At 62.4% G+C, this 13,470-nt stretch carries 13 protein-coding genes; 10 read left to right on the top strand and 3 right to left on the bottom strand.

Features of this window, described 5'->3' with window-relative positions; all coding sequences use genetic code 11:
- Positions 1 to 118 precede the first annotated feature (118 nt).
- The 10 genes from urtA (at position 119) to ABDX79_RS06810 (ending at position 9,795) form a co-directional block, all read left to right on the top strand.
- Positions 119 to 1,384, top strand: coding sequence for an urea ABC transporter substrate-binding protein (gene urtA / locus ABDX79_RS06765; protein ID WP_346219511.1), 1,266 nt, complete (start codon positions 119 to 121; stop codon positions 1,382 to 1,384).
- A 108-nt stretch (positions 1,385 to 1,492) separates the two neighbouring features.
- The gene (gene urtB / locus ABDX79_RS06770) at positions 1,493 to 2,419 is read left to right on the top strand and encodes an urea ABC transporter permease subunit UrtB (RefSeq protein WP_346219512.1); all 927 of its coding nucleotides are present in this window, start codon (positions 1,493 to 1,495) and stop codon (positions 2,417 to 2,419) included.
- A 47-nt stretch (positions 2,420 to 2,466) separates the two neighbouring features.
- Entirely contained in the window at positions 2,467 to 3,615 is a 1,149-nt protein-coding gene (gene urtC, locus ABDX79_RS06775) for an urea ABC transporter permease subunit UrtC (protein WP_346219583.1), read from the top strand.
- An 11-nt stretch (positions 3,616 to 3,626) separates the two neighbouring features.
- Positions 3,627 to 4,397, top strand: coding sequence for an urea ABC transporter ATP-binding protein UrtD (gene urtD / locus ABDX79_RS06780; RefSeq protein ID WP_346219513.1), 771 nt, complete (start codon positions 3,627 to 3,629; stop codon positions 4,395 to 4,397).
- A gap of 13 nt (positions 4,398 to 4,410) precedes the next feature.
- Positions 4,411 to 5,100: an urea ABC transporter ATP-binding subunit UrtE gene (urtE, locus tag ABDX79_RS06785; protein WP_346219514.1), complete on the top strand. Its 690-nt coding sequence runs from the start codon at positions 4,411 to 4,413 to the stop codon at positions 5,098 to 5,100.
- Positions 5,101 to 5,148: 48 nt separating this feature from the next.
- On the top strand, positions 5,149 to 6,384 hold the full coding sequence (fmdA, locus tag ABDX79_RS06790; protein WP_346219515.1) for a formamidase: 1,236 nt from the start codon (positions 5,149 to 5,151) through the stop codon (positions 6,382 to 6,384).
- Positions 6,385 to 6,395: 11 nt separating this feature from the next.
- Positions 6,396 to 6,734: an FmdB family zinc ribbon protein gene (locus ABDX79_RS06795; RefSeq protein ID WP_346219516.1), complete on the top strand. Its 339-nt coding sequence runs from the start codon at positions 6,396 to 6,398 to the stop codon at positions 6,732 to 6,734.
- 88 nt (positions 6,735 to 6,822) lie between these two features.
- Positions 6,823 to 7,869, top strand: a complete 1,047-nt coding sequence (locus ABDX79_RS06800) for an aliphatic amidase (protein ID WP_346219517.1) — start codon at positions 6,823 to 6,825, stop codon at positions 7,867 to 7,869.
- A 76-nt stretch (positions 7,870 to 7,945) separates the two neighbouring features.
- Complete coding sequence (locus tag ABDX79_RS06805) at positions 7,946 to 9,061, top strand: AAA family ATPase (protein ID WP_346219518.1); 1,116 nt, start codon at positions 7,946 to 7,948, stop codon at positions 9,059 to 9,061.
- 41 nt (positions 9,062 to 9,102) lie between these two features.
- Positions 9,103 to 9,795: a DsbA family oxidoreductase gene (locus ABDX79_RS06810; protein ID WP_346219519.1), complete on the top strand. Its 693-nt coding sequence runs from the start codon at positions 9,103 to 9,105 to the stop codon at positions 9,793 to 9,795.
- Positions 9,796 to 9,881: 86 nt separating this feature from the next.
- Here ABDX79_RS06810 and ABDX79_RS06815 read toward each other — a convergent pair whose 3' ends face one another.
- The 3 genes from ABDX79_RS06815 to xylF all read right to left on the bottom strand — a co-directional run bounded on the left by ABDX79_RS06815 (position 9,882) and on the right by xylF (position 13,308).
- A complete protein-coding gene (locus ABDX79_RS06815; protein ID WP_463671128.1) occupies positions 9,882 to 10,631 on the bottom strand; it encodes an ATP-binding cassette domain-containing protein in 750 nt (249 codons plus the stop codon).
- A gap of 83 nt (positions 10,632 to 10,714) precedes the next feature.
- On the bottom strand, positions 10,715 to 12,031 hold the full coding sequence (locus ABDX79_RS06820) for a sugar ABC transporter permease (protein WP_463671122.1): 1,317 nt from the start codon (positions 12,029 to 12,031) through the stop codon (positions 10,715 to 10,717).
- Positions 12,032 to 12,264: 233 nt separating this feature from the next.
- Positions 12,265 to 13,308, bottom strand: a complete 1,044-nt coding sequence (gene xylF / locus ABDX79_RS06825) for a D-xylose ABC transporter substrate-binding protein (RefSeq protein ID WP_346219521.1) — start codon at positions 13,306 to 13,308, stop codon at positions 12,265 to 12,267.
- Positions 13,309 to 13,470: the final 162 nt, after the last annotated feature.

Raw genomic sequence — 13,470 nt, forward strand, 5'->3', positions numbered from 1 at the left:
CCCCACTCGCCATACGTCAAACGCCCCATTGTCGCACTGCGGTAAATTTTGCCTCATTCCCTCACCGGCAGCGACGCCGGACTGCTCCCGATCCATTCCCAGGGCAAGAGGGTCCCCCATGACGCAACCGCGTACTTCAAACACATTGATGGCGATGACGCGCCGCAAACTGCTTTCAGGGCTCGCCGCCATCCCGATCCTTGCCGCGCTCGGACAGCCCGTTGCAGCGCAAGATTATCCAACAAGCGAAGTCAGCGGCAACGACCTCGCCGTCACCGACGACACTGTCACGGTCGGCATCCTGCATTCGATCACCGGCACGATGGCGCTTTCCGAGGCCGGTTCCGTGCAGGCCGAGACGCTTGCGATCGAACAGATCAATGCCGAGGGCGGCATTCTCGGACGCCAGATCAAGATTATCCAGGAAGACGGCGCATCGGACTGGCCCACCTTCGCGGAGAAAGCCAAGAAGCTTCTCGTCCAGGACAAGGTCGCCGCCGTCTTCGGCTGCTGGACGTCCGCATCGCGCAAGGCTGTGCTGCCGGTCTTCGAGCAGTATAACGGGCTTCTCTACTACCCGACCTTCTACGAAGGCCTCGAGCAGTCCAAGAACGTCTTCTACACGGGTCAGGAAGCGACCCAGCAGATCCTGGCTGGCATCGACTGGGTCTCGGAGGAGAAGAGCGCACAGACCTTCTACCTTCTCGGCTCGGACTACATCTGGCCGCGCACGTCCAACAAGATCGCGCGCAAGCATATCGAGAAGCTCGGCGGCAAGGTCGTCGGCGAAGATTACTATCCGCTTGGGCACACCCAGTTCAACTCGGTGATCAACAAGATCAAGCTGCGCAAACCCGACGTGATCTATGCGAGCGTCGTCGGCGGCTCCAACGTCGCCTTCTACAAGCAGCTGAAGGCCGCCGGCATCGACATGACCGAGGAGAAACCCCTGCTCCTCACCATCTCCGTCACCGAAGACGAAATCCGCGGCATCGGCGGCGAGAACATCGACGGCGCCTATGCCTCGATGAAGTATTTCCAGAGCCTCACGAACCAGAACAATGAGGAATTCGTGAAGGCGTTCAAGGAGCGCTGGGGCGACGACATGGTGATCGGCGACGTGACCCAGGCCGCCTATCTCGGCCCCTGGCTATGGAAGGCCGCCGTCGAAAAGGCCGGCACCTTCGACATCGACGAGGTGGTCTCCGTCTCGGCGGGCATCGAGATGAACAAGGCGCCGGAAGGCTACGTGCGCATCCACGATAACCATCACCTCTGGTCAAAGACCCGGATCGCGCAGGCCCAGCCGGACGGTCAGTACAAGGTGGTTCACGAAACGGAAGAGCTCATGGAGCCCGATCCGTTCCCGGAAGGCTACCAATAAGCCTTTCGCCCCGGGCCTCGACCGCGCGCCACAGGCGGTCGGGGCTCACCGGCTCGATTCAACTTTCCTTCAACCGACGATGACCGGCAGAGGCCGGACGAGGCTGCCATGATCGGCGATTTTACCTATTACGAATTCGGCTCGATCCTCGCCATGCAGGGTTTTGCCGGTCTGATCCTCTTTTCTGTCTTCGTTCTGATGGCCCTCGGGCTGGCGATCATCTTCGGCCAGATGGGCGTCATCAACATGGCCCATGGCGAGTTCATGATCCTCGGGGCCTATGTGACCTATCTCTGCTCGACCTTCGTGTCGGCGAATATCCCAGCCTTCTTCCCCTATTACTTCTTCTTCGCGATCATCCTTGCCTTCTGCGCAGCTTTCGCCCTGGGCGTTCTCGTCGAATGGGCGATGATCCGGCATCTCTACAAGCGGCCGCTCGATACGCTGCTGGCGACCTGGGGTCTGTCCCTCGTTCTGCAGCAGACCTATCGCACGATCTTCGGAGCCCGTGAGGTCGGCGTTTCCCTACCCGACTGGCTCATCGGCTCGCTGCCGCTGACCGACATCGTCGAAGTGCCGATCAACGGGATCTTCGTCATGTCGCTCACCTTGATCATCACCGCGACGGTCTACGCCCTCATGTACCGGTCCGGCTGGGGCAAGCGCGTTCGCGCCGTCGTCCAGAACCGCACCATGGCAGGCGCCGTCGGCATCAATACCCGCATGACCGACCGGGTCACCTTCGGCCTCGGTTGCGGCATCGCCGGCATCGCGGGGTCCGCCTTCACCATGATCGGTTCGACCGGTCCGACATCCGGCCAGCAGTACATCGTCGACACCTTTCTCGTGGTGGTCTTCGGCGGCGCCGGAAGCCTCCTAGGAACGATCGCCAGCGCCTTCACGATCTCTCAGGCCCAGTCGACCCTCGAATTCTTCCTGAGCGGCTCGATGGCGAAAGTCCTGACGCTGCTCACCGTGGTCGGCATCCTGATGCTCCGCCCGCAGGGCCTCTTCGCCCTCAAAATCCGTCGCTGAGGAAGGCAAGACCCATGACGTCGTCATCACACCGCTCCGTTTCCGAAATGCCGTCGAAAGAGCGCTTCGCCAATCCGTTCTTCACCCGCGAGGGATGGCTCTACTTCGCGATCCTCGCCATCCTGATCCTCGTGGTCTTCCCGCTGGCGCTGGACTCCTTCCGGCTCAACAACGTGGGCAAGTACCTCACCTACGCCTTTGTCGCGCTCGGCCTCGTCCTGTGCTGGGGGCATTCGGGCATTCTCAGCCTCGGCCAAGGCATCTTCTTCGGCCTTGGCGGATATTGCATGGCGATGTTCCTGAAGCTGGAAGCCTCCTCGCCCGAGAACACCGCGATCCAGTCCACGCCCGGTATTCCGGATTTCATGGACTGGAACCAGATCACCGAACTGCCCTGGTTCTGGGTGCCGTTCCATTCCTTCGCCTTCACTCTGGTCGCCATCGTCGCGGTTCCGATGTTGCTCGCCTTCATCATCGGATTTGCGCTGTTCACCCGGCGGGTTGGCGGCGTCTATTTCGCGATTATCACCCAGGCGATCGCGGCGATCCTGACCATCCTCATCATCGGTCAGCAGGGTTATACCGGCGGCGTCAACGGCATCACGGACCTGCGGACCCTGCTTGGATGGAACATCCGGACCACGGATGCCCAGTTCATCCTCTACTTCGTCTGCGCCGGCCTGCTGCTTGCCTCGCTGCTTCTGTGCCGCGCGGTCCACGTCTCGAAGCTTGGTCGGCTGCTGATCGCGATCCGTGACAAGGAGGACCGCGTCCGCTTTTCCGGCTACGACGTCGCCGCCTTCAAGGTCTTCGTCTTCTGCTTTGCAGCCGGTATAGCCGCCATCGGCGGCGCGATGTTCACGCTGCAGGTCGGCTTCATGTCGCCGACCTTCGTAGGCATCGTGCCATCGATCGAGATGGTGATCTTCGCCGCGGTCGGCGGCAGGCTCTCGCTCTTCGGCGCGATCTATGGCGCGCTTCTCGTGAATTACGCCAAGTCGACCTTCTCCGAGACCTTCCCCGAACTCTGGCTCTTCGCCATGGGCGGCCTGTTCATCGCCGTAGTCATGGCCTTCCCGGATGGTCTGGCCGGCCTCTACAACCGCCACGTCCGCCCGCATCTCTTGAAAGTTTCCGGCATCTTCGATCGCCGGGAAAAAAGCGGCCGCGACGTCGCCGCCCAACCCGCAGAATAGGAGAGGGATCGTTGAACGCGACGCCTGCAACCAAGACCCACGCCCCCAAGGACTTCGTCCTCGAGGTCGAAGCGCTCACGGTCTCCTTCGACGGCTTTAAGGCCGTCGACGACCTCTCCTTCTATGTGGACGAGAACGAGATTCGCGTCATCATCGGCCCCAACGGGGCCGGCAAGACCACGGTCCTCGACCTCATCTGCGGGCGCACACGGGCCAGCCATGGATCGATCCGGTTCCGCGACCGGGAACTGACCCGCATGAAGGAGCATCAGATCGTCCATGCGGGAGTTGGCCGGAAGTTTCAGAACCCGACGATCTACGAGGAACTGACGGTCTTTGAAAATCTCGAACTCTCCGTGCCGCGTGGCCGCAACGTCTTCGGAGCCCTCGCTTTCAGGCGCGATCAAAACGTGCTCGACAGGATCGAGGAAGTCGCCGAGTTCGTCTTCCTCAAGGATCAGCTGAAGACTCCATCGGCGATCCTGAGCCATGGGCAGAAGCAGTGGCTCGAGATCGGCATGCTGCTGATCCAGGACCCCTCGCTTCTGATGCTCGACGAGCCGGTCGCCGGAATGAGCGTCGGCGAACGCGTGAAGACCGCCGAACTCCTCAACAACATCATCAAGGACCGCTCGGTGATCGTCATCGAGCACGACATGAAGTTCGTCGAGGACATCGCCCACCGGGTGACGGTGCTGCACCAGGGCAAGGTCCTGTCCGAGGGGACGATGGACCATGTCCAGAACGACCCGAAGGTCATCGAAGTCTATCTCGGTCATTGAGGAGAGAGCGGTCATGCTGTCAGTCGAACATCTTCGCGTCTCCTACGGCGAGAGCGAAATCATCCCGAATATGAATTTGGACGTTGCCCCCGGCGAGATCGTTGCGATCATGGGGCGCAACGGCATGGGCAAAACGACGTTGATGAAATCGCTCATCGGCGTCCATCCGGCCAACCGGGGCAGCATCGTCGTGAACGGCAAGGACGTGTCCGGCCTCGAGACGTTCCGCCGCGTCGAGAGCGGTCTCGCCTACGTCCCCCAGGGCCGGCAGATCTTCTCGACCATGACGGTTCGCGAAAACATCGAGACAGGTCTGACCGTGACCCACCAGACCAAGGTTCCGGGCGACATCTACGAGCTGTTTCCCGTCCTTCTCGAAATGAAGGGACGGCGCGGCGGCAATCTTTCAGGCGGCCAGCAGCAGCAGCTCGCGATTGCCCGTGCGCTCGCCTCCAATCCGAAGGTCCTGCTTCTCGACGAGCCGACGGAAGGCATCCAGCCGTCCATCATCAAGGAGATGGCGCGCACACTCCGCCGCATCCGCGACGAGAGGGGCCTGTCGATCGTCGTCTCCGAACAGGTCCTGTCCTTTGCGCTCGACATGGCCGATCGCATCCTCGTCATCGAGAAGGGAGAGGTCGTCCACGAAAGCCCGCGCGAGGGTATCGACGAGGCAAGGGTCTCGAAGTTCCTGTCCGTCTGACCGCGCCACCCATCACTTTCCATCGCAGCAAGAAAGAGGAACCAGCTCATGGCTGATACACTGATCTCGGTCGATCTCTCCCAATCGGCATACGACAACGAGAAGATCCACAATCGCTGGCATCCGGACATCCCGATGGCCTGCTGGGTCGAGCCCGGCGACGATTTCCTCGTCGAGACCTATGACTGGACCGCCGGCCAGATCAAGAACGACGACGATGCGGCCGACGTGCGCGATGTCGACCTCAAACAGGTCCACTTCCTCTCCGGCCCCATCGGCGTCAAGGGCGCGGAAGCCGGCGACCTTCTGGTGGTCGATATCCTCGACATCGGTGCCAAACCCGAGAGCCAGTGGGGCTTCAACGGCTTCTTCTCCAAGAACAATGGCGGCGGGTTTCTGACCGAGCATTTCCCGGATGCCCAGAAGTCGATCTGGGATTTCCACGGCATGTTCACGACCTCGCGTCATGTGCCGGGCGTGCGCTATGCCGGTCTCATCCATCCCGGCCTGATCGGCTGCCTGCCCGACCAGACAATGCTCGATACCTGGAACGAGCGCGAGAAGGCGCTGGTTGCGACCGATCCGGACCGGGTGCCCGAGCTTGCGACGCTCCCCGATGGGGGAACGTCGGCGCACATGGGAGCGCTCAAGGGCGAGGCTCGCGACAAGGCGGCCGCCGAAGGTGCCCGCACCGTGCCGCCGCGCGAACATGGCGGCAATTGCGACATCAAGGACCTGTCTCGCGGCTCGAAGGTGTATTTCCCGGTCTATGTGGACGGCGCCGGCCTTTCCATGGGCGATCTCCACTTCAGCCAGGGCGACGGCGAGATCACCTTCTGCGGCGCGATCGAGATGGCGGGCTGGCTGCACATCAAGGTCTCGCTCATCAAGGGCGGCATGCAGAAATACGGTGTCAAGAACCCGATCTTCCGCCCCTCGCCCATCGTGCCGAAATACGACGACTTCCTCATCTTCGAGGGCATCTCGGTCGATGAAGGCGGCAAGCAGCATTACCTCGACGTCCACATCGCCTACCGGCAGGCCTGCCTCAACGCGATCGAATATCTGAAGAAGTTCGGCTATTCGGGTGCGCAGGCCTATTCGATCCTCGGCACCGCCCCGGTGCAGGGGCACATCTCCGGCGTCGTCGACATCCCGAACGCCTGCGCGACGCTCTGGCTTCCGACGGACATCTTCGAGTTCGACCTGATGCCGAACGCGGACGGTCCGACCAGATACCTGGACGGCTCGGTTCAGATGCCGATCGCACCGGATCTGCGCTGAAAGCCACGGCGATGCCCTTCTACGACTACAGATGCGAGAATTGCGGACCGTTCACGACGATCCGCTCAATGGCGGTCTCCGCCGAACCGTGCGGATGCCCCGAATGCGGCACCGCGTCCGCCAGGGTCTTCCTGTCCATGCCGGCGATCGCCGGCATGGATCCGGCCCTCAGAAAGGCGAATGCCACGAACGAAGCATCCCGGCACGAGCCCAAGCGCGCAAGTCAACTGGGCCATGGCCCCGGCTGCTCCTGTTGCGGTTCCTCGACGAAGCAAAGCCGCAAGACGCTGAAGCGGCCGGACGGCTCGAAGAGCTTTCCGACCGCCCGGCCCTGGCAGATCAGTCACTGATCGAAGCGCCCCGCCTCTGCGGCGGGGCTGCCGATCGCGGAGCAAATCACCGCCATACCCCGAACCAGACCCTCGAAAGGATCGAACGATGAGACATGGCGATATCTCCAGCAGCAGAGACGCCGTCGGCGTCGCGGTCGTCAACTACAAGATGCCGCGCCTTCACACCAAAGCCGACGTGCTGAAAAACGCCCAGAACATCGCCGACATGATCGTCGGCATGAAGCAGGGGCTGCCCGGCATGGATCTTGTGATCTTCCCGGAATATTCGACGCACGGCATCATGTACGATCCGAAGGAGATGATGGAAACGGCCTCGCAGGTGCCCGGTGAGGAGACCGAAATCTTCGCGGCCGCCTGCCGGAAGGCCAATACCTGGGGCGTCTTCTCCCTGACCGGCGAGCGCCATGAGGACCATCCGAACAAGAACCCGTACAACACCCTGATCCTGATGAACAATCAGGGCGAGATCGTCCAGAAATACCGCAAGATCATTCCATGGTGCCCGATCGAGGGCTGGTATCCCGGTGGCCAGACCTACGTGTCGGAAGGCCCGAAGGGGCTGAAGGTCAGCCTGATCATCTGCGACGACGGAAACTATCCGGAGATCTGGCGCGACTGCGCCATGAAAGGTGCCGAGCTGATCGTCCGCTGCCAGGGCTACATGTATCCGGCAAAGGATCAGCAGGTGATGATGGCCAAATCCATGGCCTGGGCGAACAACTCCTATGTCGCCGTCGCCAACGCGTCCGGGTTCGACGGCGTCTACAGCTATTTCGGCCATTCGGCGATCATCGGCTTCGACGGACGCACACTCGGCGAATGCGGCGAGGAAGACATGGGCATTCAATACGCCCAGCTCTCCATCCCGGAAATCCGCGATGCCCGGGCGAACGACCAGAGCCAGAACCATCTCTTCAAACTGCTGCACCGGGGCTATACGGGCGTTCACCAGTCGGGCGACGGCGACAAGGGCGTCGCCGACTGTCCCTTCGAATTCTACCGGAACTGGGTGAACGACGCCGAAAAGACGCGCGAGGCCGTTGAAGCGATCACCCGCAAGACGATCGGCACAGCGGAATGCCCGGTGAACGATCTGCCCTATGAGGGACAGGAGCGCGAAGCCGCGGAATAGGCGCTATCGACGCGCGGCGGGCTGCGACCCTGCGGCCCGCCGCGCATTCCAACCCCTACGGACGACGCGGACGGCTTTGCCCTTTATAACCGACAAGATGGCCGCGATGGAGATCGAGCGAGCCGACCGGGAAGCGCTCGATGCGGAGAACCTCTTTTCGGGCGATCCCGCCGAGAGCGCTGTCCCGCGCCTCGACGGTTCGCGCTTTGCGATCGACATCGACGCCGTTTCGCAACACCTCGCCAAAGAGATCGTCGGCCAGGAGGAAGCCCGCGAGATCATCCGGGGCATTCTGGAGATCGCAGCGGCCGATCTCGCTGATCCACGCAAGCCGCTGGCGACGGTCCTCTTCATGGGGCCGACCGGCGTTGGAAAGACCGAGATCGTCAGGGCCCTTGCCCGGGCGCTTCACGGCGATGCGGACATGCTGAACCGGGTCGACATGAACACGCTCTCGCAGGAACACTATGCTGCGTCTCTTACCGGCGCGCCTCCCGGCTATGTGGGCTCGAAAGAAGGCGCGACGGTATTCGACCAGGAGCTGCTGGAAGGGCGACACGGCAAGCCCGCGATCGTTCTTTTCGACGAGTTGGAGAAGGCGAGCCCGGAGGTGATCCTCGCCCTTCTCAACATCTTCGACAACGGCACCATGACGGTGGCGTCCGGCGGGCGAACCTACACGTTCCGAAAAGCCATCATCTTCATGACCAGCAATCTCGGCGCGCCCTCCATGACCGCGAACGAGACGTTATCGCCCGTCGAGCGGCTCAAACGGCTTTTCCTCAGGCATGTGCCGGGCGATCGGCGAAAGAGCCCGGAAGATGAACTCCTGGAGCGGTTTCCACCGGAATTCGTCAACCGGATCGACCGTATTCATGTCTTCGAGCGCCTCGGCGAGGATGTCCAGTCTCGCCTGATCGCCACGCACATCGAACGGCTGAACAAGCGGCTCAAACGACGCGGCCTCCATCTTGCTATCGACGAGAGCGTCATCGATCATCTTCATGACAAAGGGTTCGACCAACGTTTCGGCGCCCGCGCGCTCGCCCGTGAGATCCGGGCGAAGATCGAGCTTCCCTTCGCGCGGCACCTGCTATCGCTCCATGATGCCTGCCGTTCACAACCTGGCAATCGCCGGTTCGTTTTGACACTGCGAGACGGCAAGGTGGAATTTGTCCGTGAGGAGGCATAGGAGGCGGTTACGCATCGCCTGATAACTTGATGGATGTTTCGATGACCCAGCCGCCCAAACTCGCGATCGATATCTGGTCGGATGTCATGTGCCCCTGGTGCGTCATCGGCTGGGGCAATCTGAAGACGGCGCTCGATCAGCTCAAGGGCGAGATCGAGGCGGAAATCCGCTGGCATGCCTTCGAACTCAATCCCGACATGGCGAAGGAAGGCGAGGATCGCATCGCTTACTTCTCGAAAAAATACGGTCGCACCACCGAGCAATCGAAAGAGATTCTGGATCGGATGCGCGCGGCTGCGAGGGCTGCAGGCGTGTCGCTCGACTATGAGGGCGAAGAGCCCGCGCCGGACATGATGATGTGGAACACCTTCGATGCGCACAAGCTGCTGAAATTCGCGGCTGATAGCCATGGCGCGGCGCGACAGACGCAGCTCAAGCTCGCGCTGTTCAAGGCCCATTTCAATGACCGTCGGCGTATCGGCGAGCGCGAGATACTGCTCGATGTAGCCGGGGAAGCGGGACTGGACCGGGAAGCTGCCGCGGCCGCGCTGGACAACGAAGACTTGTCCCGCGAGATCCGGGGCGAAGAACGCGCGGCGATGGAGATGCAGATGACGGGCGTGCCCACCATGATCGTCGCCGGCCGCTTCATGATCCGCGGTGCTCAGCCCCCCGAAGCGCTGATCGAAACGCTTCGGCGGGCCGCAGAGAGCACGTCGTCCCTCCACGCTTGACGATGGCGGGATATCCTCGCGCTTCTTTCGATCCACGCGCCCGCAGGGCGCGTCGCCGTCAAGTGTGACGGTATCGGCGTCGTGCTCTAATCGATCGCGCCCGGGCCGGGCGTTGCGCCGGGCGGGCATTTGCCGAGGATGATCATGCCGAGGACCTCGTCCTTGGTGACGTCCCCGGTCCGTGCCGAGCCGACCACCTGACCGTTCTTCATGACCACGACACGGTCCGACAGGTCGAAGACGTCGTGAATGTCGTGGCTGATCAGGAAGATGCCGATCTCCTCCTTCTTCAGCTCCTTGATCAGGTCGGCGACCTGCGCCGTCTCCTGCGGCCCGAGGGCTGCGGTCGGCTCGTCCATGATCAGGATCTTGGCGTTGAAAAGGATCGCCCGCGCGATCGCCACCGACTGGCGCTGACCGCCCGACAGGGCCTTCACCGGCTCTTTGAAACGGCGAAAGTTCGGGTTGAGCCGACCCATCACCTTGCGGGCCTCGGCCTCCATCGCGCCGTCGTCGAGCGTTCCGAAGGGCGTCAGGATCTCACGGCCGAGGAAGAGATTGGCGGCGGCATCGACATTGTCGGCAAGTGCGAGCGTCTGGTAGATCGTCTCGATGCCGTAGGCTTTCGCATCGCGCGGATTGGAGATCGAGGCCTTTTCACCGCGCACATAGATCTCGCCGGAATCGCGCTTGTAGGCGCCCGACAGGATCTTGATCAGCGTCGACTTGCCGGCACCGTTATGGCCGAGCAGTGCCACCACTTCGCCGGGATAAAGATCGAGCGAGGCACCGTCGACGGCATGAATGCCGCCGAAGGAGATCGAGATATCGTCCATCGCGACCAGGGCCGGGCCGGAGCGATCGACATCGTCGGGATGATGCGCCGCGCCGTGATCCTTGATGTCCTCCATCGTGGTGCTCATGCCGCCCTCCTGCGGTAGATGGTGTCGAGCCAGACGGCGACGACGAGAACCGCGCCGACGACGATGTTCTGCAAGGGGGTGTCCATGCCGAGGAGCACCATGCCCGATTGCAGGCTCTGCATGACGAGTGCGCCGAGCATGGCCCCCGCGATGGTGCCGGCGCCGCCGGCAAGCGACGTGCCGCCGATGACCGCCGCCGCGATGGTGTAGAGCTCGTCGAGCGTGCCCTGGGCATTGGTGGCCGAGGACAGGCGCGCCGTCGAGATCGCCGCGGCGATCGCCGCGAGCATGCCCATCAGCATGAAGACCATCATGGTGACGCGCTTGGTGTTGATGCCGGCGAGTTCCGCCGCTTCCGGATTGCCGCCGATGGCGAAGACATAACGGCCGAAGCGGGTGCGCCGGGCGATGAAGGTCATCACGATGCCGACGCCGATGAACAAGAGCACCGGAATGGCATAGCCGAAGCTGATTTCGAGCCCGCCATCCGGCACGGTGATGCCGTTCGCCTCCGCATAGCGCCGCGCGAGCGGGCCGGGCAGGAGATAGGAATTGACGATGATCGTCGCGGCGATGACGGCAAGGATCGAAAGACCGATCGTGAAGCCCTCGGCCCAGAGCGGCTTCTGGGCGAAGTTGAAGCGCGTGCGCTGCCTGCGGGCATTGAGAGCACCTGCGAGGATGAGCACGATTGCAACGGCGGCCAGAATCCAGCTCCAGGTGGCGCCGATCGAACCATCGCTACCGCCGCCCAAGAGCTTGAAATTGTTGTCTGTGAGCGGGATCGTGCGCCCCGAAGCGACCCACCAGGCCGCGCCTCGCCACACGAGCAAGCCGCCCAGCGTCACGATGAAGGCCGGCACGCCGAGATAGGCGATGACGAAGCCCTGCAAGCCGCCGATGAGAAGCCCGCAGATGAGGCCGACGGCGAGCGTCGCGACCCAGACGAGGCCTGAGTCGTAGCCAAGCATCGGCGAGATGTACTGGGTCTGGGCGACTGCCATCACCATGCCGGTGACACCGAGGATCGAGCCCACAGACAGGTCGATATTGCGGGTGACGATGACGAGCACCATGCCCGTCGCCATGACGCCGACCGAAGCCGTCTGGACAGACAGGTTCCAGAGGTTGCGGGCCGTTAGGAACGTGCCGCCCGAAAGAATGTGAAATCCGACCCAGATGACCAGCAATGCGCCGATCATGCCGAGCATGCGCGTATCAATCTCCGTCGCGCGCATCATCCCCTTGAAGCCGCCGGCACCGATCGTCGGGCTGCTGCGGGCCGGGGATGTATTCGAGGTTGCCTCGCTCAATACCGCCTCCCATTCGCGATCGCCGTCCGCGAGGCCTCAAGGCTCGGCATGGCTGGCGGTTCGCACGGTTTTGTTCTGGTTTAAGTCCGATCGCTCGGGATCGGCCGATATTGGTACCGCCTCGCCTCAACGCACAAGCTGGCCCCAACGCCCCCTGTCAATCGAAGGGGCGATCTTTCGAGAATGACCGCAGCACATGGCTGCGGCCATCCATTATCGTCGCTGGCTCGCGATTATTCGCAGGCCGGAACCGAACCGGCTTCGACGCCTTGGCAGACGGTCTCCTTGGACACCCAGCCGGCATCGATGATGGTCTGGAGATTGTCCTTGGTGATCGCCAGCGGCTTCAGGAAGATCGCCTGGAGCTCCTGACCATTGGGGCTCTGCCAGCCTTCCGCGCCATCGACGCCGGACATTTCCGTGCCGTCCGCGAGTTGCAGAGCGATTTCTGCGGCGCGCTTGCCGAGTTCGCGGGAATCCTTCCAGACCGAGACGGTCTGCGTGCCGAGCGCGATGCGGTTGAGGGCCGCCTGATCCGCGTCCTGGCCGGAGACCGGAACCGAACCCGCCATACCCTGAGCCTCGAGCGCGGCGATCGCGCCGCCGGCAGTGCCGTCATTGGAGGCGACGACCGCGTCGACTTCGTTGTTGTTGGCGGTCAGGATCTGTTCCATGTTCTGCTGGGCGTTCGCCGGAAGCCAGGCATCCGTGTAGGCTTCGCCGACATTCTTGATCTTGCCGGAATCGATGGCTTCCTTGAGGACTTCCATCTGCCCTTCGAAGAGGAAGTCGGCGTTCGGATCGGCCGACGAGCCCTTGATGAAGGCGTAGTTGCCTTCTGGCTGAACCTTCTGGACCTCGCGGGCCTGGATGCGGCCGACTTCCTTGTTGTCGAAGGTGAGGTAGAAGGCGTTCGGATCTTCGATCAGCCGGTCATAGCCGACGACCGGAATGCCGTTGTTCACGGCTGTCTGGACAGCCGGGCCGATCGCCGCGGAATCCTGGGCAAGGATGATCAGCGCGTCTGCGCCTTGCGTGATCAGCGACTCGACGTCCGTAAGCTGCTTGGCTGCGGACGACTGCGCGTCAGCGGAAATGTACTGCGCGCCGGCTGCCTCGAGGGCCTCCTTGATCGCTGCCTCGTCCGTCTTCCAGCGTTCTTCCTGGAAATTCGACCATGACACGCCGACTGTCGGGCCGTCCTGGGCGATCGCACCCGTCGTGGCGCCAGCGATCGTGAACACCGCGCCGGCAAGCGCGAGCTTCAAAGTCTTCATCTTGTATCCTCCCTGGCGTCGCAACGCCGTCGTCACTCCCCCGACGCTACTCCTCCGCGTCGATCGGAGACTTTTTCCAAGCCTCGGAAAAAATGGTGACAGCAATTCCGAAGTCTGTCAACTTATGTTCGTCGTCGACCGGAGGGAGACCGGGACGCACGA

The sequence above is a fragment of the Fulvimarina fulva genome (assembly GCF_039652615.1).
GTDB lineage: Bacteria > Pseudomonadota > Alphaproteobacteria > Rhizobiales > Rhizobiaceae > Fulvimarina.

Bases quoted from the DNA above. Each gene is read 5' to 3' on its own strand.
- ABDX79_RS06800 (WP_346219517.1), top strand. From the start codon at position 6,823: ATGAGACATGGCGATATCTCCAGCAGCAGAGACGCCGTCGGCGTCGCG.
- xylF (WP_346219521.1), bottom strand. From the start codon at position 13,308: ATGAAGACTTTGAAGCTCGCGCTTGCCGGCGCGGTGTTCACGATCGCT.
- urtE (WP_346219514.1), top strand. From the start codon at position 4,411: ATGCTGTCAGTCGAACATCTTCGCGTCTCCTACGGCGAGAGCGAAATC.
- ABDX79_RS06810 (WP_346219519.1), top strand. From the start codon at position 9,103: ATGACCCAGCCGCCCAAACTCGCGATCGATATCTGGTCGGATGTCATG.
- urtB (WP_346219512.1), top strand. From the start codon at position 1,493: ATGATCGGCGATTTTACCTATTACGAATTCGGCTCGATCCTCGCCATG.
- ABDX79_RS06795 (WP_346219516.1), top strand. From the start codon at position 6,396: ATGCCCTTCTACGACTACAGATGCGAGAATTGCGGACCGTTCACGACG.
- urtA (WP_346219511.1), top strand. From the start codon at position 119: ATGACGCAACCGCGTACTTCAAACACATTGATGGCGATGACGCGCCGC.
- ABDX79_RS06815 (WP_463671128.1), bottom strand. From the start codon at position 10,631: ATGGACGATATCTCGATCTCCTTCGGCGGCATTCATGCCGTCGACGGT.
- fmdA (WP_346219515.1), top strand. From the start codon at position 5,149: ATGGCTGATACACTGATCTCGGTCGATCTCTCCCAATCGGCATACGAC.
- urtC (WP_346219583.1), top strand. From the start codon at position 2,467: ATGCCGTCGAAAGAGCGCTTCGCCAATCCGTTCTTCACCCGCGAGGGA.